This is a genomic window from Curtobacterium sp. VKM Ac-2884 (assembly GCF_015350945.1).
In the GTDB taxonomy this organism is placed as follows: domain Bacteria; phylum Actinomycetota; class Actinomycetes; order Actinomycetales; family Microbacteriaceae; genus Curtobacterium.
The window spans coordinates 170,999-189,876 of record NZ_JADKSA010000001.1 but is presented as its reverse complement, the minus strand read 5'-3'; the positions used below and the strand labels follow the sequence as shown (position 1 = coordinate 189,876).

Here is an 18,878-nt window from a genome sequence, read left to right as displayed (position 1 = left end):
GAGAACCAGGGCCTTCTTCGTACTGTCTCAACACAGTGTCGGGGTGACAGGATTTGAACCTGCGACCTCCTCGTCCCGAACGAGGCGCGCTACCAAGCTGCGCCACACCCCGCGGTGTGATCACTCCGTACCGGAGCAACCCGACAATACTATCCGATGATCCAGGGTGCTCACGACCATCCGGCGAACTCCCGGGCGCGTCGGCTCAGGAAGCCCGTGCAGTCAGGGTGACGACGACGGCTTCGGGCCGGCAGGCGAACCGCACCGGCGCGTAGATCGAGGTGCCGAGACCGGCCGAGACCTCGAGCCACGACCAGTGGTTCCGGTGCTCCCACTTGTGCAGTCCGCTGACGTACCGGCGGGGCAGGTCGCTGTTCGTGACGAGCGCACCGACGCCGGGCACCTGGACCTGGCCGCCGTGGGTGTGGCCGGCGAAGATGACGTCGGCACCCTGGGTGACGAAGGCGTCGAGCACGCGGCGGTAGGGCGCGTGCGTCACACCGATCGCGACGGGAGCGGGTCCGTCCTCGTCCTCGGACCAGGGCACCTCGCCGCGCATCTCGTCGACGTTCGTGGGGAGCAGGTCGAGGCGGTCCCAGTCGCGGTGCGCGTCCGAGGTGCCGAACAGCTCGAACCGCGAGCCGCGGAGCTCGATGGCGTGGGCGTGGTCGTTCAGGTCGAGCCACCCGAGGGACTCGAAGAACGCCGTCTGCCGGTCGATGTCGAGTTCGACGGGCTTCGCCCCGCCGTGCATCCGGCTCGGACCGGAGAAGTACTGCAGCGGGTTGCGCGGCGACGGCCCGAAGAAGTCGTTCGACCCGTACGCGAACACACCGGGCACACCCCGGAACGGCTCCAGCGCGTACTCCACCGCCGCGTTCGCCGTGGGGTGCCCGAGGTTGTCGCCGGTGTTGACGATGAAGTCCGGCTCGACCAGGGACAGATCGCGCAGCCACTGCTGCTTGTCGGCCTGCCACGGCGCCATGTGGATGTCGGACAGGTGCAGGACCGTGACGTCACGGGACCCCGGCGGGAGGACCGGGACGGTCTCCCACCGGATGCCGAAGCGTCGGCGTTCGACCAGGGAACCCCAGGCGAACGAGGCGGCGCCGACGGCCGCTCCCGCTGCGAGGACCCCGAGTGCTGCGCGACCGCGCGTCACTTGCACTCCTTGGGAGCCTTGCCGTCCTTGTCGCCGTAGAGCTTGATCCGCACGTCGGTGTTCTTGTCGGCTGCGGCTCCGATCGCCGGGTCGACGGCTGCGACCTTGCAGGTCTTGTTGCCACCGCCCTTGGCGTAGTCGTCCGTCACGGCGACGTTCCCGAAGCCGGCGTCTTTGAGGGCGGAGCGGCCGTCACCGAGCGAGTCCCCACCGATCTCGGGGACGGTGCCCTGTGAGCCGTCCGACGTGTACACGGTGACGGCGGAGCCCGACGACAGGAGCGAGCCTGCTGCCGGCGAGGTCGTCGTGACGGAGCCCGCCGAGCCGCCGCCGGTCTGCTGCCCGCCGTCGACGTACGAGAAGCCCGCGCCGGAGATTGCGGCACGGGCTTCGTCGGCGCTCTTGCCGCGGACGTCCGGGAGCGCCTTGGCGTTGCCACGGAGCGCGGACGTGTTCGGATCCGTGAACGGGCCCGCCGGGTAGGTCGCGTTGACCGGGGTCATCGCCTGCTTCCACACGTCGGCGCGAGCGCCGGCGTAGGTGTTGCTCACCCCGTTGCTGTAGTGCCGGAGGTTGTTGAGCTTGCCGTCGGTGTTGCCCTGCCAGTACGCCGTGGCGACGCGCGAGCTCGACCCGACGAGCCAGATCTGGTTCGCCGTGTCGGTGGTGCCGGTCTTCGCGAACAGCTGCGTGCCGTCCGGAGTCTGCGCCCCGCGTGCGGTTCCGCTGGTGATCGTGCCCTTCATGGCGTAGACGGCTGCGTGTGCGACCTCGGGGTCGATCGCCTGCTTGCAGTCCTTGGTCTGGCCGCCGAGCTGCTTGCCGGACGGCGCCGTGATCTGGTCGATGGCGATCGGCTTGCAGTAGATCCCGTTGTTGGCGACGGCAGCGTAGGCCGCGGCCATCGTCATCGGGGCGATGTCGTTGGTCCCGAGGACCGCGGACGGGTTGTACTGCAGCTCGCCACCGTCGGCACGGTGGACGCCGAGGGACTCCGCGGTGTCGCGGATGTCGCAGAGGTCGAGCTTCTGCGCCATGTTGAGGAACGCGAGGTTGATCGATCCGGCGGTCGCAGCGGCCACGGTGTAGTTGCCGCTCTCGCCGGGGCTGTCGTTCTTCGGGTTGTAGTTGCCCGCAGTGATGGGGGCGCCACAAGCGGTCCACCCCGTCGACATGTTGCGTGGAGCTCCGCTCACGACCTCGTTCAGACCGTGTCCGGCCTTGAGCCATGCGAGCAGGGTGAAGAGCTTGTAGGTCGAGCCGGTCTGGAACCCGCCGGAGTTGCCGTACTTGTAGTCCACGCTGTAGTTGATGGACGTCGACGTCGGGGCGGACTTCAGGGACTGGTCGTAGTCCTTGTTCTGCGCCATCGTCACGATGCGGCCGGAGCCGGCCTCGATCGAGTTGAGCGTCGCACCGAGCGCGAGGTTGGTCTCAGCCTTGTTGTCGTACGTGTTGACGAGCTGCTTCTGCTCGGCGTTGAGGTCGATGTTCAGCGACGTCTGGACCTTGTAGCCGCCGTTCCGCCACGCGGTGTCGCGCGCCTTCTGCGACGAGCCGAGCTGGGACATCTCCTTCACGACCTTGACGGCGTAGTCGCAGAAGAACTGCGAACCGTCGCCGACCGATGCCCGGCAGCCCTGCGACGGCTCGGTCAGGTGGACGTAGTCCTTCGGGCTCGCCGCGATGGCCTGGTCGTACTCGGCCTTCGTCAGGTTCTCCTGCGCGTACATCGACTTGAGGATGACGTTGCGCCGGGCGACGTTGGCCTCGTACTTCTTCGGGTTCGACAGGTTGCGTGCCTCGGGGTACTGCACGATGGCCATGAGCGATGCGGCTTCGGCCGGGGTCAGCTTCGTCGCGCTCTTGTTGTAGTAGTGCTGCGCGGCGGCCTGCACACCGTAGGTCTGGTCGCCGAAGTAGGCGATGTTCAGGTAGGCGGTGAGGATCTCCTTCTTGGAGTACTTCTTCGCCAGCCCGATCGCGAGCTTCATCTCCTCGAGCTTGCGGGGGATGGTCTGCTCGACGGCCTCGTTGTAGGCCTTCTGCTGTTCCTTCTTGGTGGGGAGGTTCAGCGCTTCGTTCATCTTGATGTTGCGCACGAGCTGCATGGTCAACGTCGACCCACCACCCGACTCGCCGAGCCCGCCGGCGACGCTGCCGACGCCCGCGCGGATGAGTGAGGTCATGTCGACGCCACCGTGGTTGTAGAAGCGCTTGTCCTCGCCGTCGATGGCGGCGTTCTTGAGCTGCTCGCTGATCTGGTCGAACTTCAGTTCCTGCCGGTTCTGGTCGTAGACGGTCGCGAAGTGCACCGACTTGCCGCCCGAGTACGCGTACAGCTCGTTGCGCTGCGGCAGGTCACCGATCTCGATGTACTCCGGCAGGGACTCGAACACACCGATCGTCGACGTCGTCGTGACACCGGCGACCGCGATGGCCGGGGTGACCCCGATCGTGACCAGCAGGCCGGCGAGGGCACTGAACCCGACGAATCCGATGAAGGCGCCGACTGCTGAGACGGGCTTGGTCCGCGAGGCAGACGTCTTCTGGGCAGACATAGGATGCAGCCTAAACGACACCCACGACTGAAAGGCTGGCAAGGAACCGCATGACTCGCTGGGAGTACTTCACCACGCCCCTGATGATCCACAACACCACCGCCATCCTCAACAACTACGGGGACGAGGGCTGGGAGCTGGTCCAGATCGTCACCGGCCCCGAGGGTGGGCTCGTCGCGTACCTCAAGCGCCCGAAGGCCGACGCATGAGCATCGCGGACCGCCTCGCCGAGCTGGGGCTGACCCTCCCGCCGGTCGCCGCACCCGTCGCGGCGTACGTCCCCGCGGTCGTCACCGGCCAGTACGTCTACACGGCCGGCCAGCTGCCGTTCGTCGACGGCGCACTGCCCGTCACTGGCAAGGTCGGGGCGTCGGTCGACGCCGAGACCGCCACCGCGCAGGCCCGTGTGGCAGCCCTCAACGCCCTCGCCGCCGTCGAGTCGGTCGCCGGCTCGCTCGACCGCGTCGCCCGGGTCGTCAAGGTCACCGTGTTCGTCGCGTCGGAGCCGTCCTTCACGGGCCAGCCCGGGGTCGCGAACGGCGCCTCCACGCTGGTCGGCGAGGTCTTCGGCGACGCTGGCGTCCACGCGCGCAGCGCGGTGGGTGTGGCGGTGCTCCCGCTGGACGCTCCTGTCGAGGTCGAGCTGGTGGTGGAGCTCACCGCCTGACGGCAGCGACCGACGGAACGAACGTGAGCAGGGCCTCCAGTCCGAGACGGACGGGAGGCCCTGCTTCCGTTACCGGGACTCCATGAGTTCCGCGATGGTCGCCATGATCGTCGGGTCGGCCAGCGTCGTCGTGTCGCCGATGCGGCGGCCCTCGGCCGCGTCGCGGAGCAGGCGCCGCATGATCTTGCCGGAGCGCGTCTTCGGCAGCTCGGGGACGATGACCACCTGGCGGGGCTTCGCGATCGCACCGATGCGCTTGCCCACCCAGTTGCGGAGTTCGGTCGACGCCGATTCGCGGTCGACGTCGGCGGCGGCTTCGGCGGTCAGGATGACGTACGCGACGACCGCCTGTCCGGTCGTCTCGTCGGCGGCCCCGACGACGGCGGCCTCGGCGACGCCCTCGTGCCCGACCAGTGCGGACTCGATCTCGGCCGTCGACAGGCGGTGGCCCGAGACGTTCATGACGTCGTCGACGCGGCCCTGGATCCAGATGTCGCCCTGGCCGTCGAGCCGTGCACCGTCGCCGGCGAAGTACCGGCCGGGGAACCGCGACCAGTACGTCTCGACGAAGCGGTCCGGGTCGCCCCAGATGCCGCGCGCCATCGACGGCCACGGTTCCGTGATCGTGAGGTAGCCGCTCTCGCCGGGATCGGCGCGGTTGCCGTCGTCGTCGACGATCTCGGCGACGATGCCGGGCAGCGGCGTCTGCGCGGCACCGGGCTTGAGCTTCGTGACGCCGGGCAGGGCGGAGATCATGATCGCGCCGGTCTCGGTCTGCCACCACGTGTCGACGATGGGCGTGCGGTCGTGGCCGATGACCTGGCGGTACCAGTTCCACGCCTCGGGGTTGATCGGTTCGCCGACGCTGCCGAGCAGACGGAGGGTCTCGAGACTGCGGGCCTCGGGGATCTCACGGCCGGCCTTCATCGCCGCACGGACCGCCGTCGGCGCGGTGTACAGGACGGTGACGCCGTAGGAGTCGACGATGTCCCACCAGCGGCCGAGCTTCGGCTCGTCGGGCGTGCCCTCGTAGAGCACCTGCGTCACGCCGTTCGCCAGGGGGCCGTAGACGACGTACGAGTGCCCGGTGATCCAGCCGATGTCGGCGGTGCACCAGTAGACGTCCTTCTCCGGGTGCATGTCGAACACGTTCTTGTGCGTGTACGCGGCCTGGGTCAGGTACCCGCCGGAGGTGTGCACGATCCCCTTCGGCTTCCCGGTCGTGCCCGAGGTGTACAGGATGAAGAGCGGGGTCTCGGCGGGGAACGCCTGCGGCTCGTGGGTGGCGTCCGCCTTCGCCAGTTCGTCGTGCCACCACAGGTCGCGGTCGTTCCAGGCGATCTCGTTGCCGCCGCGCTTGACGACCAGGACGTGCTCGACGCTCTCGGTGCCCTCGCCCTCGAGTGCCTCGTCGACCGCGGGCTTGAGCGCGGAGACCGCGCCGCGCCGCCAACCGCCGTCGGCCGTGACGACGAGCTTCGCGCCGGCGTCCTCGATGCGCGCACGGAGACTCTCGGCGCTGAACCCGCCGAACACGACGGAGTGCACGGCGCCGATGCGGGCGACGGCGAGCATCGTCACGACGGCCTCGGGGATGAGCGGCAGGTAGACGACGACGCGGTCGCCCTGCCCGACACCGAGGTCGGTGAGCATGTTCGCGGCGCGCTGCACGTCGGCGGTGAGCTCGGCGTAGGTGATGCGGCGGGTGTCGCCGGGTGCGCCCTCGAAGTGGATCGCCACCCGGTCGCCGTTGCCCGCCCGGACGTGCCGGTCGAGGCAGTTCTCGGCCACGTTGAGCGTGCCGTCGGCGAACCACTTCGCGAACGGGGCGCCGGACCAGTCGAGGGTCTGCGTGAACGGGGTGCGCCAGTCGAGCAGGCTGCGGGACTGCTCGGCCCAGAAGGCCTCGCGGTCGGCGGCGGCGGCCTCGTGCAGGTCCTCGTGCGCGACGGCGTCGGCGACGAACTCGGGTGTCGGCGGGAAGGTGGCGCCGTCGTCCTCGCGGTGGTCGGTCTGGGTCGGAGTGGACATCGATGTCCTTTCGCGTCGTTGCGTCCTCAGGGTGCGCCACGGAGACTACCCCTCGGCCGGTGCGCTGCGTGGTTCCGTGACCAGCGGCGGCCCGGGTGCGGGCCAGCCGGGCCGCGACGGTGGGGCCGGCGGTGTCCTCGTCGCGGCGGCACGTCGGGCGGGGTCGGCCGTCCCGGTCGCGGCGGCACGCCCGGCGGTCGTGTCGGGGGTTGCCCCGAGGGGCGGATCGTGGGGTACAGTAGTTCCTGCTGGACTCGTTTCCGGCGGCACCGAATCGGATTCCCCCCAATCCTTCGGTGTCCAGGCGGCACCAGTTCCCCCCAACCGGTGCCGCCTCTTCTTTTGCCCGGGGTCCGGCTCGAGCGTTCAGCGCTCGCTGACCGCCGACGATCGGCGGCGATCCGCACGGGGACGCCGGTCGAGTGGACAGACCGGTACATGCTCACGCATGGAACGGTCGGCAGGCTCGTAGCAATTGCTACTCCGTCTCGGCGCCCGCGATCGACGGGACCTGCTCGTGTGGTCTGCCGTCGCGCCGTGTCGGGTACTCCTCACTGAGTGGGGTACGGCTTTCCGTTTCGGGGGACAAATCGGTCCGTTGGTGCCATCGGCGCTTACCTCTCCACAGGCTGGTTGTGGCACCGGATGCCGAAAACGGCTCTCCTCCTACGCTCTGGCGTCATGCGCCGTCACCGTGCCACGCCGTCCCTGCCCGGGTCCGGGCCCTTCCTGCCGGGGGCTGGGCCGCCCCTGCCCGGGGCGGGGGCTCTTCCGCCGGGGGCTCGTCCGCCGGGGGCTGCCGCTGCCGCCCTTCGGCGCCGGACGCACGGTGTCGTCGAGTTCGAGGAACTCGCCGGGCTCGTGACGGACGCCCGCGTCACCGACGTCCTGGTCGTCGGCGGCGTCGGCACCTGGATCGACCGTGGCGGCGGACTCGAAACCGCCGCGCCGCGCCTGACCGAGGCGCGCACCCGCGAGCTCGCCACGCGCCTGGTGGCGCTCGGCGGACGCCACGTCGACGAGACCACGCCGTGCGCCGACGTCCGGCACGGCGACGGGATCCGGGTGCACGTCGTGCTCGCCCCGGTATCGGTGGGCGGCACGGCGATCTCGATCCGGCTCCCACACCCCGCCCGGCCGACCCTCGCCGCGCTCGAGCGCGCCGGCACCTTCGAGCACGTGCCGCGTTCCGTCGTCGAGGACGTCGTGCACCGGCGCCGCAACGTCCTCGTCACCGGCGCAACCGGCAGCGGCAAGACCACCCTGCTCGCCGCGATGCTCGGCGCCGTCCCGGCCGACGAGCGGATCGTCACGGTCGAGGACGTCGCCGAGCTGCGCATCGCCCATCCGCACGTGGTCGCACTCGAAGCGCGGCAGGCGAACGCCGAGGGCGTCGGCGCGCTCGGCCTCGACCGGCTCGTGCGTGAAGCCCTGCGGATGCGCCCGGACCGGATCGTCGTGGGGGAGTGCCGCGGTGCCGAGGTCCGCGAGCTCGTGTCCGCGCTGAACACGGGCCACGACGGGGGCGCCGGCACCGTGCACGCCAACGGTGTCGCGGACGTCGCCGCTCGGCTCGAGGCGCTCGGCGCCCTCGCCGGGCTCGGCGTCGAGGCGCTGGCCCGACAAGCGGTCAGCGCGTTCGACCTGGTGCTCCACGTCGAGCGTCGGGCAGGCGGACGACGGCTCGTCGCGGTGGGCGCGTTCCACGTCGGGTCGGACGGGAGGCTCGTGGTGCGCCCGGTGGACGGAGCACCGTGAGCACGGGGTCGCTCCTGGGGCGTCGGGCCCGGCGTCCTGTGCGGTTCGACCCGGCGCGCGTGGCCGGCACCCTCGACCGGGTCGCGACGCTCGTCGCCGCCGGGGTCCCGCCGCCGCGGGCCTGGGAACTCGTCGGCCGGCTCCCCGCAGGGACCGCTCCCGCGTCCGCGGACATCGCCGTCGTCCTGCGGGTCGCGGACCGGACCGGCGCCCCCGTCGCCGAGACGCTCGGGGCCCTCGCCGGAGCGCTCCGCCGATCGGCAGCGTCGGACCGGGCGATCCGGGTCGCCCTCGCCGGCCCGCGCACCAGCGCCCGCGTCGTCCTGGCGCTGCCAATGTTCGGCCTCGGACTCGGGGCTGCGTGGGGCTCCGGAGCGGTGCAGGTCCTCACGAGCTCACCGCTCGGCTGGGTCTGCTCGGCGCTCGCGGCCGTGCTCGTCCTGTCCGGGCGTGCCTGGACCGCGCGGCTCGTCCGGTCGGCGACGCCGGACGGACGCGTGCCCGGAATCGTCCTCGACGCCTGGGCGGTGGCCGTCGCGGGCGGCGGTTCGTGGATCGACGCCGGCGAGGCGGTCCGTCGTGCCGCCGACGGGATCGTCCCGCCGGCTGCCGACGTGGTCCGCCTCCGCGAGGTCCTCGACCTGGCCAGGCGAGCGGGCGTGCCCGCGGCGGGACTACTGCGCCGCGCCGCCGAGGACGTCCGTGACGACGCTGCTGCCGCAGGCCTCACCGCGGCCGAGCGCCTGGCCGTCCGACTGGTGCTGCCGCTCGGTGTCTGCATCCTGCCCGCGTTCGTGCTCGTCGGGGTGGTCCCCGTCGTGGTCGGCGTCCTCTCCTCCACCGTCGTCGGTGCGCGATGACCTCTCCACAGATGCCGATCGAGGCCCTGATCGCCCGGTCGCCACGCGCCACGCTGGGATGACCGCAACAGAAGGGACGAACCCATGAGCACCACCTCGAACCGAATCCGTCGGGCCAACCGCGTCGTCGAGCGGCTCCGCGCCGTCGCACAGGACGACCAGGGGTCCGCGACCGCCGAGTACGCGGTCGTCATCCTCGCCGCCGTGGCGTTCGCCGGCGTGCTCGTCGCCGTCATGCGCTCGGGCGAGGTGCAGACCATCCTCACCGAGCTCGTCCGCGGTGCCCTCTCGCTGTGACCACGAGCGGCGCTCCGACCGGGGCTCCGACCGGGGATCGGTCACGGTCGAGTTCGCGGTCGTGCTGCCCGCCGTCGCGCTCGTCCTCACCCTGCTCGTCGCGGCCGTGCTGGTCGTCGACGGACAGGGACGCCTCCAGTCGGCCGCCGCGGCGGCTGCGCGGGGCGTCGGGCGTGGGGACGACGCCGTCGGACTCGCCGCCGCCGAGCAGATCGCGCCGGGATCCTCCGTCACGATCCGGCGTACCGACGACCTGGTCTGCGTCGACGCCACGCGCGGCGGCACCGGTCCGTTCTCGGCGCTGCCGCTCCGGGCGACGGCGTGTGCTGCGGCCGGGGGACGCTGACCCCGAGCGCGGTTCGGTGACCGTGCTCGTCGCCGCCGTCCTCGGCGTCGGGGTGCTCGCCGCGTCGTCGGCGCTCGCCGCCGCCGGACACCGCACGCAGGCGGTCCGGGCGGGGGACGCCGCTGACGCCGCCGCGACCTCGGCCGCTGCGACGTCCATCGGACTCCTGACGGGGTCGCCGTGCGACGTCGCCGAGCGGGTCGCACGGGCGAACGGCTCGACCCTCGTGGCCTGCGACCTCGCTGCCGCAACGGCCCGGGTGCGGGTGGTCGTCGGCTCCGGACCGTTCGCCGTCGGCGCATCCGCGGTCGCCGGTCCGGCGGACGACCACCCCGACCACGGTGTGTATGGTGTGCCTGTCGGCCACCGGTCACCGATGTCCCGGGCGACCCGGACACGCTCGTGTCCAGGGCCGACCAGCACCACGGATCAAGGAGACACGTGCCAGGCACGAAGAAGCTCGTGATCGTCGAGAGCCCTGCGAAGGCGAAGACGATCGCGCAATACCTCGGTGACGGATACGAAGTCCAGGCCTCGGTCGGACACATCCGCGACCTCGTCGAGCCCAAGAACCTGCCGGCCGAGCTCAAGAAGGGCTCCCTCGGCAAGTTCTCGGTGGACGTCGACAACGGCTTCGAGCCGTACTACGTCGTGTCCGACGCCAAGAAAAAGACGGTTGCCGAGCTCAAGCGTGCGCTCAAGGATGCCGACGAGCTCTACCTCGCAACAGATGAAGACCGCGAGGGTGAAGCGATCGCCTGGCACCTGCTCCAGGTCCTCAAGCCGAAGGTCCCCGTCAAGCGGATGGTCTTCCACGAGATCACGAAGGAGGCGATCCAGCGTGCGCAGGAGGCCACCCGTGAGCTCGACACCGCCCTCGTCGACGCGCAGGAGACCCGCCGCATCCTCGACCGCCTCTACGGGTACGAGGTCTCGCCGGTCCTGTGGCGCAAGGTCGCTCCCGGCCTCTCCGCCGGTCGCGTGCAGTCCGCCGCGACCCGGCTCGTGGTCGACCGCGAACGCGAGCGTCTCGCCTTCGTCTCGGCCAACTACTGGGACCTCTCCGCTCGGTTCGAGAAGGCGGGGGAGTCCTCCTTCTCGGCGCGACTCGCCCGGATCCAGGGCACCCGCGTCGCCTCGGGGCGCGACTTCGACGACCGCGGTGCGCTCAGCGGTGACGTCGTGCGTCTGGACGAGGCCGCAGCCGCCTCGCTGACCACCGTGCTCGAGCGCGCCGGGGACGCCACCGTCCGCAGCGTCGACTCGAAGCCGTACACCCGCCGTCCGGCGGCACCGTTCACCACGTCGACCCTGCAGCAGGAGGCAGCGCGCAAGCTGCGTCTGTCGCCGCGGCAGACGGCGCGTGCGGCGCAGACGCTGTACGAGAACGGGTACATCACCTACATCCGTACCGACTCGGTCTCGCTCTCGAAGCAGGCGATCGACGCGGCCCGCAAGCAGGCGGCCGACCTGTACGGCGCCGCGACCGTGCCGGACAAGCCCCGTCTGTACGCGAGCAAGAGCAAGAACGCGCAAGAGGCGCACGAGGCGATCCGTCCCTCGGGCGACACCTTCCGCACCCCGCAGGAGCTCCAGGGCACGCTCACCGGTGTCGAGTGGCGGCTCTACGACCTCATCTGGAAGCGCACCGTCGCCTCCCAGATGGCGGACGCCAAGGGGTCGACCGCATCGATCGTGCTCGGCATCGCATCGACCGAGTCGGTCGAGGGCATCACGTCGACCGCGAACGGCACGGACGCCGAGTTCACCGCGTCCGGCACCGTCATCACCTTCCGCGGGTTCCTCAGCGCCTACGAAGAAGGCCGCGACGAGGACCGCCACGAGTCGAGCGAGCGTGCCGGTCAGGACGTCGCGCTGCCCGACGTCAAGCAGGGCGAGCACCTCGAGGTGCACGACGTGCTGGCGAAGGGGCACGACACGACGCCGCCGCCGCGCTTCACCGAGGCCAGCCTCATCAAGACGCTGGAAGAGCTCGGGATCGGGCGTCCGTCGACCTACCCGACGATCAGCCCGACGATCATCGACCGCGGCTACGTGTCCCTGCGCGGCACCCAGCTCGTGCCGAACTGGATCGCGTTCAGCGTGGTCCGGCTGCTCGAGGAGTACTTCGGCGAACTGGTGGAGTACGACTTCACCGCCGAGATGGAAGAGGACCTCGACCGGATCGCCCGCGGCGACGCCGACCGGGTCGACTGGCTCAAGGGCTTCTACTTCGGTGGCGGCGACGACGACCAGCGTGGCCTGCGGACCGTCATCGACAACCTCGGCGAGATCGACGCGCGTGAGATCAACTCGGTCGAGCTCGCACCGGGCCTCACCCTGCGGATCGGTCGCTACGGCCCCTACATCGAGGTGCCGAGCGACGACCCGGAGAAGCCGCGTCGCGTCAACGTCCCCGAGGACCTGGCACCCGACGAGCTGACCGTCGAGAAGGCCAAGGAACTCGTCGACGCCCCCGTCATCGGCGACCGCGTCGTGGGCATCAACCCGGACACGGGCAAGGAGGTCCTGGCGAAGGACGGCCGCTTCGGCCCCTACGTCACGGAGCGCACCCCGGAGCCCGAGCCCACCGTCGACCCGAAGACCGGCGAGGTCGTCGACGCCGCAGCCGCCGCCCCGGAGCCCGCAGCGGCCGAGGCCCCCGCCGAGACGACGACCGGCAAGAAGGCCCCGGCGAAGAAGGCCCCGGCGAAGAAGACGACGAAGAAGGCCGCGGCGCCCAAGGAACGGACCGCCTCGCTCTTCAAGTCGATGGACCCGGCGACCGTCGACCTCGAGACCGCGCTGAAGCTCCTCGACCTGCCCCGAGTGGTCGGACAGGACCCGGAGACCGGCAACGACATCACCGCGCAGAACGGTCGCTACGGCCCGTACCTGAAGAAGGGGACGGACACCCGGACGCTCCCGGGCGAGGACGCGATCTTCGACATCGACCTCCCCGGTGCGCTCGAGATCTTCTCGCAGCCGAAGTACGGCGGCAACCGTGCCGCGAGCTCCGCGCTCAAGGAGTTCGAGGCGGACCCCGTGTCCGGCAAGCCGATCAAGATGAAGGACGGCCGGTTCGGCCCCTACGTCACCGACGGCGAGACGAACGCGACGATCCCGAAGGGCGAGGACGTCGAAGCGGTCGACCACGCCCGTGCGGTCCAGCTCATCGCGGACAAGCGCGCCAAGGGCCCCGTCAAGAAGAAGACGCCGGCCCGACGGGCACCGGCGAAGAAGAAGTGACCGGACGGTTCATCACGCTCGAGGGCGGCGACGGCGCGGGCAAGACGACCCAGGCCGAGCTGCTCTCGGCGTGGCTCGTCGAGCACGGCCGCACGGTCCTGCGCACCCGCGAGCCCGGCGGCACCGACCTGGGGCTCCGGATCCGTGAGATCGTGCTGCACGAGCGCGGACACGTGTCGCCCCGCGCCGAGGCGCTGTTGTACGCGGCAGACCGGGCACACCACGTCGAGACGGTGGTCCGTCCCGCGATCGCCCGTGACGAGGTCGTGCTGCAGGACCGGTACATCGACTCGTCGGTCGCCTACCAGGGCGTCGCGCGCGGTCTGGGCTCCGAGCACATCCGCTCGGTGTCGGAGTGGGCGGCGGACGGCCTGGCGCCGGACCTGACGATCCTGCTCGACCTCGACGTGACGGTCGGACGCGCCCGGGTCGCCGCGGCCCGTGGTGACACGTTCGACCGCCTGGAGTCCGAGGCCGAGGCGTTCCACGAGTCGGTGCGACGAGCGTTCCTGGACATGGCGGCGGCCGAACCCGACCGCTTCCTGGTGGTCGACGCCGGCGGCTCCACCGAGGACGTGCAGCGTGCGATCCGTGCCGCGGTCGCTCCACTCGTCGCGATCGACCCGGCATGACCGTGGACGCCCGCGTGACGGTGGTCGCCCGCGTGACGGTGGTCGCTGACAGGATGGTCCCGTGAGCGTGTGGGACGGCCTGACCGGGCAGGAAGAAGCAGTCGCCTCCCTCCGGAACGCCGCGGAGTCGACCGACGGCACCGGCGGCATGACGCACTCGTGGCTGATCACGGGTCCCCCCGGGTCCGGACGGTCGAACGTGGCGACGGCGTTCGCGGCGGCCCTCGTGGGCAACGGTCCCGACGACGACCACACCCTGCAGCAGATCACCGCGAAGACCCACCCCGACGTGTCGGTCCTGACGACGCAGCGCGTGATCATCACCATCGACGAGATCCGGCAGCTCGTGACGTCGTCGTACTACTCACCCTCGGTCGGGCGGTACCGCATCGTCATCATCGAGGACGCCGACCGCATGACGGAACGCACCTCGAACCTGCTGCTCAAGGCACTGGAAGAACCTCCGGAGCGCACGGTCTGGATCCTCTGCGCCCCGAGTGAAGCGGACCTGCTGCCCACCATCCGGTCGCGCGTCCGCTCTGTCCGCCTCCGGGTCCCCGGCATCGAGTCCGTCGCCGACCTGCTCGTCGCCCGCACCGGCATCGACCGTGCCCTCGCGATGGACGCAGCGCGGCAGGCACAGAGCCACATCGGCATGGCGCAGCGCCTGGCGACGAGTGCGGACGCCCGCGATCGTCGCCGCCGCACCCTGACGACCGTGCTCGGCGTCCGGAGCGTCGGTGACGCCGTGATGGCCGCTGCCGACCTGCTCGCCGTCGCCGACGAAGACGCCAAGGCCATCACGCAGCAGCGCGACTCCGAGGAGCGCGACGCAGCACTGCGATCGCTCGGCATCGAACCCGGCGGCACGATCCCGCCGGCCCTCCGCTCGCAGCTCCGGCTGCTCGAGGACGACCAGAAGCGCCGTGCAACCCGCAGCCTGCGCGACGGTCTCGACCGCATCCTGGTCGACGTGTCCTCGCTGTACCGCGACCTGCTCCTGCTCGGTCTCGGTGCCCCGGCGGAACCCGTCAACCTGGCGATGCGCGACCACCTCGACCAAGCCCTGCAGTCGGTCACGCCGGCCGCGGCGCTCGAGGTGCTCGACGCGATCGCCCTCGCCCGGCAGCGGATCGCCGCGAACGTGGCGGCGTTGCTCGCGCTCGAGGCGCTGCTCGTCACGATCGCCCGCGTCCGGCACTGACCGTGACGGACTCTCCCCGCGGCGAGTGGGGCATGGGACAATCACGGCATGCCCGACGCTGAACCCGGCCTGCGCGAACGGAAACGCCGCGCCACCCGCCGCGCCATCCAGGCGGCGGCGCTCCGCATCGCGATCGAGGACGGCCTCGGAGCGGTCACCGTGGACGAGATCTCGCGTCGAGCCGACGTCTCACCCCGCACGTTCTTCAACTACTTCCCGAGCAAGGAACAGGCGATCCTCGGGGACGACCCGGAGCTGCCCGACGACGCCGCGCTGCAGGAGTTCGTCGACGGCGGACCGGACGGCGACCTGCTGTCGGACCTCGGTGCACTGCTCGTGCACTCGACGCAGGAGCTCATCGAGGAACGTGGACTCATCGAGGAACGGCAGCAGGTGCTCCGGGCGAACCCCGAGCTGTTCAGCCGGCGCATGGAGTCGATGAAGGAGTTCCAGGCCGAGATCCAGGCGGCGGTCACCCGGCGGCTCGAGCGCGAGGACCCCGAGCTCGCTGCGGACCCCGATGCGCTCCGCCGTCGGGCGCGCCTGGCGTCGATCGTGGCGCTCGGTGCGCTCCGGCACGCATGGTGGGAGTGGTCCGGGTCCGAGGCCGGTTCGCACCTGGTCGACGAGCTCCGCAGGTCCTTCGCCGAGCTCGGCGTGCTCGTTTCGCGTTCGCTCGTCTGAGCCTGTATAGTCATTGATCGTGCCGCTCCGGGTTCGGAGCGAGCGCGCCGCCTTAGCTCAGTCGGTAGAGCGATTCACTCGTAATGAATAGGTCGTCGGTTCGATTCCGACAGGCGGCTCAGCACACATCCCCGGTCACGGATCTGCATCAGGTCCTGACCGGGGATTTTTCTGTTGGCGTGAAGCCGCACGCTTCGGCCGCAGGACAGACAGGGGCACGGGGCCCGGGATAGCGTGACGACGTCGCGGGGGTCCCTGCGACGCAAGAACCACATCGCCCAGCCTCCTCCGGCGGACGATCGATGGAGGCACCGTGCTCACCCGTGTGACGATGATCGTCCTCGTGGGTGCGGCGGCAGCGGCACTCGCCGTGAGCGCCGCCGCAGTTCCCGAATCCAGCCGCTCGTCGGCAGCCGCTGCGTCCCAGGGGCAGCAGACGAACGCGACGCCACTGCGGGCGGACGGCCCCGCTGTCCGCCCCGACCCGACGATCGGCCGGGTGCCGACCTTCTCCGTCGAATTCGACACACCGGCGGCGGCGGACGGGCCGTTCGCTGCGACGTACGCGCAGTCGTGGCAGCCGTACCCGGACGGCACCGGTGGGCGGTACTGGTCGGGTTCGCAGATCAGCGCGCACGACGGGTACATGGACGTCGCCCTGGACGGCGAGCACGGTGCGGCTGGCACCTTCGGCACCCCGGAGGATGCCTGGTCCCACGTGGGCGGGACGTTCAGCATCCGAGCGCGCGCGACCGGCGGCGCCGACAACGGCGTCGCGGTCATGCTGTGGCCGACGTCGGACGACTGGGGCGACGGCGAGGTCAACTTCCCCGAGGGCAACTTCGACAGCACGCCCCGCGTGTTCCACCACTCGATGGTCCCCGGTCACGAGAAGCGGTTCGACCACTACAACACCCGCGTGTCCTGGAGCTCGTGGCACACGTACACGATGGAGTGGATCCCGGGCCGAGCGGTCAACTACTACCTCGACGGCGAGCTGGTGTACACGGTCGCCCGGAACGTCCCGTCGTCCCCGCACCGCTACATGTTCCAGGTCGGCAACTGGGGTGACCCGGGCCACCTCGAGATCGACTGGGTCCGCACGTACGACCCCCGGTGACGAGTGCGGATCACCGCACGTTCTTCCCCGTTCTGGGGATTCCCGGAAGCGACGTCCATCGGCCACGATCGAGACCGAGCCCACTCCGCGCGTCGAAAGGTCGTCAGGTCGTCATGCTGTTGTCCCTCCTCTACATGAGTGCCGCTGACGAGCCCTTCGACCAGGAACGGCTGGACGCGCTGCTCGAGCACGCCAGGTCACGCAACGCCGCGTCCGGCCTGTCCGGTCTGCTCGTCTACAAGGACGGCCGCTTCATGCAGCTGTTGGAGGGCCCGGAGGACGCCGTGCTCGAGACCTACCAGCGCATCATCGACGACCCTCGCCACACCGACGTCGGCCTGCTCGTCGAGGAGCGCATCCACACGCCGCGCTTCGGCGAGTGGACGATGGCGTTCGACCGCGACGCGGAGACGCCGCTGCCGGACGGGTTCGACGCGTTCCTGGTCGACGGCGACAGCAGTGCGGACACGAGCAAGGCCCGCGCCCTGCTGCGGTGGTTCCGCAACCACCCGCTGGCGGCGCCGGACGCGGCGCTCGGCAAGCACCGCCGCTGAGGGCGAGCGCCGGCCTCAGGGCAGGTAGTACGTCGGGTTCGGCAGCTTGACGCTGCGGTCCGCCGAGCCCCCGAGCAGGTCGCTGTACTGGTCGCCGAAGTTCGCGACCACGTCGTACCGGCCGCCCGATCGTGACTCGATGTGCGCCCGGGTCTGCGACTTGTACTCGACGGTGGTGCACTTCGCCGTGGCGCAGGTGATGTACGACGGCTGCTGCGACGCCCCGACCCCGGTCCACTTCGTGTAGTACGTCTCGGTGCCGCGCGTCGTCGCCGAGAACTGCGGGTAGCCGACGCGCTGCAGGTTGTCGATGGTGGCGTTCTCCTGATCGGCGTTCCGGCCGGTCAGCCCGATGACCGTGCAGCCGGAACGCTGTGCGATCGACACGAGCGAGGTCATCGACGGGGTCGCGGGGAACCGTTCGTCCTGCACCCACTCGTCCTGCAGCGCGGGGTCGAAGACGAAGTGCATGTCCGCGACCTCCATGTCGTACGTCCACAGGGTGGTGTCGTCGGCGTCGAGCACGATCGCGGGGTTGCGGTGCAGCTTGCGGCCGACGGCGCACTGGGCGGCGACGACGGGGGCCTGCCGCCGGACGAGGGACCGCATCTCGCGGATGTACGGGGAGTCGGTGCGGTTCGCCAGGCCGGTGCCGGGGTCGCCGTAGTACGTGGCGATGGTCTTCTTGACGGAGTCGATGTTCGGGATGCCCTCACCGGACTGCGTCGCACCGGAGGAGCCGTCGGCCGCCATCGTGAACTGCGTCCGTGGGGACAGCCGGGGCTCGGAGACGCCGGGCAGGTCGGCCGAGGGTAGGTAGTAGGTGGGGTTCGGCAGCTTGAGGGACCGCTCGGCGTACCCGCCCTGCAGGTCGCTCCACTGGTCGCCGATGTTCAGCGCGATGTCGTAGCCGAGGTCCTGCTCGATGTGCTTGCGGGTCAGGGCCTTGTACTCGACGGTCGTGCAGCTCGCGGCGGCGCAGGTCACGTACGACGGTTGCTGCGAGGCGCCCTTGCCGGTCCACTTCGTGAAGAAGTGGTCCTCGGTGAAGGCGGTGTAGCCGACCTTCGACAGGTTCTGCACGGTCGCGGTCTTCTGGTCGTCGTTCCGGCCGGTCAGTCCGAAGACGGTGAAGCCCATCGCGGCGGCGCGGTTGACGAAGCTGACCATGGACGGGGTGGCGGCGAAGCGTTCGTCCTGCACCCACTCGTCCTGCCGTGCGGGGTCGAAGACGAAGTGCATGTCCGCGACCTCCATGTCGTACGTCCACAGGGTGGTGTCGTCGGCGTCGAGGACGATCGCGGGCTTCTCGCCGTGCCGGACGGCACGGTCGTGGATGCGCTGCAGCGACGCTCCCTGGCGGGCGACGATCGATCGCATCTCGCGGATGTAGGGGGAGTCGGTCCGGTTCGCCAGGCCCGTGCCGGGGTCGCCGTAGTAGGTGGCGATGGTCTTCTTGACGGAGTCGATGTTCGGGATGCCCTCGCCGCCCTGCGTCGCACCGGACGTGCCGTCGGCAGTCATCGTGAAGTGCGTCCGCGGCGTAAGGCCGGCGTCGGCCGAGTGCCCCGGTCCGTGTCCTGGGTCGCCCCACCCGTGTGCGCTGGCCGGACCGCCGACGAGGGTGGACGTGAGGACGATCGCGGCGCTGGTGGCGACGACGGAGAGGACGGAACGGCGCATGGAGGACCTGCACACCTTCGACTCGGGGAGGAGTGACCCCCGGATGGGGGATCTCGCAGCACGTTAGCTG

17 protein-coding genes and 2 tRNA genes are annotated in these 18,878 nt (G+C 70.5%); 14 read left to right on the top strand and 5 right to left on the bottom strand.

What is annotated here, in order from left to right:
* Positions 1–38: 38 nt before the first annotated feature.
* From ITJ60_RS00845 to ITJ60_RS00835, 3 genes are all read right to left on the bottom strand, one after another.
* Positions 39–112 (bottom strand) — tRNA-Pro (locus ITJ60_RS00845).
* Positions 113–205: 93 nt separating this feature from the next.
* Positions 206–1,162 (bottom strand): metallophosphoesterase, encoded by a 957-nt coding sequence (locus ITJ60_RS00840; protein ID WP_194646369.1) that lies wholly within the window; start codon positions 1,160–1,162, stop codon positions 206–208.
* Positions 1,159–3,723, bottom strand: a complete 2,565-nt coding sequence (locus ITJ60_RS00835) for a transglycosylase domain-containing protein (RefSeq protein ID WP_194646368.1) — start codon at positions 3,721–3,723, stop codon at positions 1,159–1,161. The genes ITJ60_RS00840 and ITJ60_RS00835 overlap by 4 nt, the downstream gene beginning before the upstream one ends.
* Before the next feature lie 50 nt (positions 3,724–3,773).
* Between ITJ60_RS00835 and ITJ60_RS00830 the strand changes: the two genes are divergently transcribed.
* Positions 3,774–3,932: a DUF4177 domain-containing protein gene (locus ITJ60_RS00830; RefSeq protein ID WP_017888699.1), complete on the top strand. Its 159-nt coding sequence runs from the start codon at positions 3,774–3,776 to the stop codon at positions 3,930–3,932.
* Entirely contained in the window at positions 3,929–4,390 is a 462-nt protein-coding gene (locus tag ITJ60_RS00825; protein ID WP_123338890.1) for a RidA family protein, read from the top strand. The genes ITJ60_RS00830 and ITJ60_RS00825 overlap by 4 nt, the downstream gene beginning before the upstream one ends.
* Positions 4,391–4,459: 69 nt before the next feature.
* Here the strand turns inward: ITJ60_RS00825 and acs are convergent, their stop codons facing one another.
* Positions 4,460–6,421 (bottom strand): acetate--CoA ligase, encoded by a 1,962-nt coding sequence (gene acs / locus ITJ60_RS00820; protein ID WP_194646367.1) that lies wholly within the window; start codon positions 6,419–6,421, stop codon positions 4,460–4,462.
* A gap of 681 nt (positions 6,422–7,102) precedes the next feature.
* Here acs and ITJ60_RS00815 point away from each other — a divergent pair.
* The 12 genes from ITJ60_RS00815 (at position 7,103) to ITJ60_RS00760 (ending at position 17,125) form a co-directional block, all read left to right on the top strand.
* Positions 7,103–8,179 (top strand): TadA family conjugal transfer-associated ATPase, encoded by a 1,077-nt coding sequence (locus ITJ60_RS00815; protein WP_228509669.1) that lies wholly within the window; start codon positions 7,103–7,105, stop codon positions 8,177–8,179.
* Positions 8,180–8,238: 59 nt separating this feature from the next.
* Positions 8,239–9,039, top strand: coding sequence for a type II secretion system F family protein (locus tag ITJ60_RS00810; RefSeq protein WP_194646366.1), 801 nt, complete (start codon positions 8,239–8,241; stop codon positions 9,037–9,039).
* 84 nt (positions 9,040–9,123) lie between these two features.
* Positions 9,124–9,336: a DUF4244 domain-containing protein gene (locus ITJ60_RS00805; protein ID WP_159573157.1), complete on the top strand. Its 213-nt coding sequence runs from the start codon at positions 9,124–9,126 to the stop codon at positions 9,334–9,336.
* Positions 9,320–9,682 carry a TadE family type IV pilus minor pilin gene (locus ITJ60_RS00800; protein WP_194646365.1) on the top strand — a complete coding sequence of 121 codons (363 nt, stop codon included), beginning with the start codon at positions 9,320–9,322 and terminating at the stop codon, positions 9,680–9,682. The genes ITJ60_RS00805 and ITJ60_RS00800 overlap by 17 nt, the downstream gene beginning before the upstream one ends.
* A gap of 16 nt (positions 9,683–9,698) precedes the next feature.
* Positions 9,699–10,148 (top strand): hypothetical protein, encoded by a 450-nt coding sequence (locus ITJ60_RS00795; RefSeq protein ID WP_194646364.1) that lies wholly within the window; start codon positions 9,699–9,701, stop codon positions 10,146–10,148.
* Positions 10,124–12,931, top strand: coding sequence for a type I DNA topoisomerase (gene topA, locus ITJ60_RS00790; protein ID WP_194646363.1), 2,808 nt, complete (start codon positions 10,124–10,126; stop codon positions 12,929–12,931). The genes ITJ60_RS00795 and topA overlap by 25 nt, the downstream gene beginning before the upstream one ends.
* A complete protein-coding gene (gene tmk / locus ITJ60_RS00785) occupies positions 12,928–13,563 on the top strand; it encodes a dTMP kinase (protein WP_159573160.1) in 636 nt (211 codons plus the stop codon). The genes topA and tmk overlap by 4 nt, the downstream gene beginning before the upstream one ends.
* Positions 13,564–13,624: 61 nt before the next feature.
* A complete protein-coding gene (locus ITJ60_RS00780) occupies positions 13,625–14,767 on the top strand; it encodes a DNA polymerase III subunit delta' (RefSeq protein WP_194646362.1) in 1,143 nt (380 codons plus the stop codon).
* Between the two features lie 48 nt (positions 14,768–14,815).
* Positions 14,816–15,451 (top strand): TetR/AcrR family transcriptional regulator, encoded by a 636-nt coding sequence (locus ITJ60_RS00775; RefSeq protein WP_159573162.1) that lies wholly within the window; start codon positions 14,816–14,818, stop codon positions 15,449–15,451.
* A 46-nt stretch (positions 15,452–15,497) separates the two neighbouring features.
* Positions 15,498–15,570 (top strand) — tRNA-Thr (locus ITJ60_RS00770).
* 194 nt (positions 15,571–15,764) lie between these two features.
* Positions 15,765–16,571 (top strand): glycoside hydrolase family 16 protein, encoded by an 807-nt coding sequence (locus ITJ60_RS00765; RefSeq protein ID WP_194646361.1) that lies wholly within the window; start codon positions 15,765–15,767, stop codon positions 16,569–16,571.
* Positions 16,572–16,684: 113 nt separating this feature from the next.
* Complete coding sequence (locus tag ITJ60_RS00760) at positions 16,685–17,125, top strand: BLUF domain-containing protein (protein WP_123338900.1); 441 nt, start codon at positions 16,685–16,687, stop codon at positions 17,123–17,125.
* A 15-nt stretch (positions 17,126–17,140) separates the two neighbouring features.
* Here the strand turns inward: ITJ60_RS00760 and ITJ60_RS00755 are convergent, their stop codons facing one another.
* On the bottom strand, positions 17,141–18,808 hold the full coding sequence (locus tag ITJ60_RS00755; protein ID WP_194646360.1) for an HAD family acid phosphatase: 1,668 nt from the start codon (positions 18,806–18,808) through the stop codon (positions 17,141–17,143).
* Positions 18,809–18,878: the final 70 nt, after the last annotated feature.

Bases quoted from the DNA above. Each gene is read 5' to 3' on its own strand.
- ITJ60_RS00825 (WP_123338890.1), top strand. From the start codon at position 3,929: ATGAGCATCGCGGACCGCCTCGCCGAGCTGGGGCTGACCCTCCCGCCG.
- ITJ60_RS00775 (WP_159573162.1), top strand. From the start codon at position 14,816: ATGCCCGACGCTGAACCCGGCCTGCGCGAACGGAAACGCCGCGCCACC.
- ITJ60_RS00755 (WP_194646360.1), bottom strand. From the start codon at position 18,808: ATGCGCCGTTCCGTCCTCTCCGTCGTCGCCACCAGCGCCGCGATCGTC.
- ITJ60_RS00835 (WP_194646368.1), bottom strand. From the start codon at position 3,723: ATGTCTGCCCAGAAGACGTCTGCCTCGCGGACCAAGCCCGTCTCAGCA.
- ITJ60_RS00830 (WP_017888699.1), top strand. From the start codon at position 3,774: ATGACTCGCTGGGAGTACTTCACCACGCCCCTGATGATCCACAACACC.
- acs (WP_194646367.1), bottom strand. From the start codon at position 6,421: ATGTCCACTCCGACCCAGACCGACCACCGCGAGGACGACGGCGCCACC.
- ITJ60_RS00805 (WP_159573157.1), top strand. From the start codon at position 9,124: ATGAGCACCACCTCGAACCGAATCCGTCGGGCCAACCGCGTCGTCGAG.
- ITJ60_RS00815 (WP_228509669.1), top strand. From the start codon at position 7,103: ATGCGCCGTCACCGTGCCACGCCGTCCCTGCCCGGGTCCGGGCCCTTC.
- ITJ60_RS00760 (WP_123338900.1), top strand. From the start codon at position 16,685: ATGCTGTTGTCCCTCCTCTACATGAGTGCCGCTGACGAGCCCTTCGAC.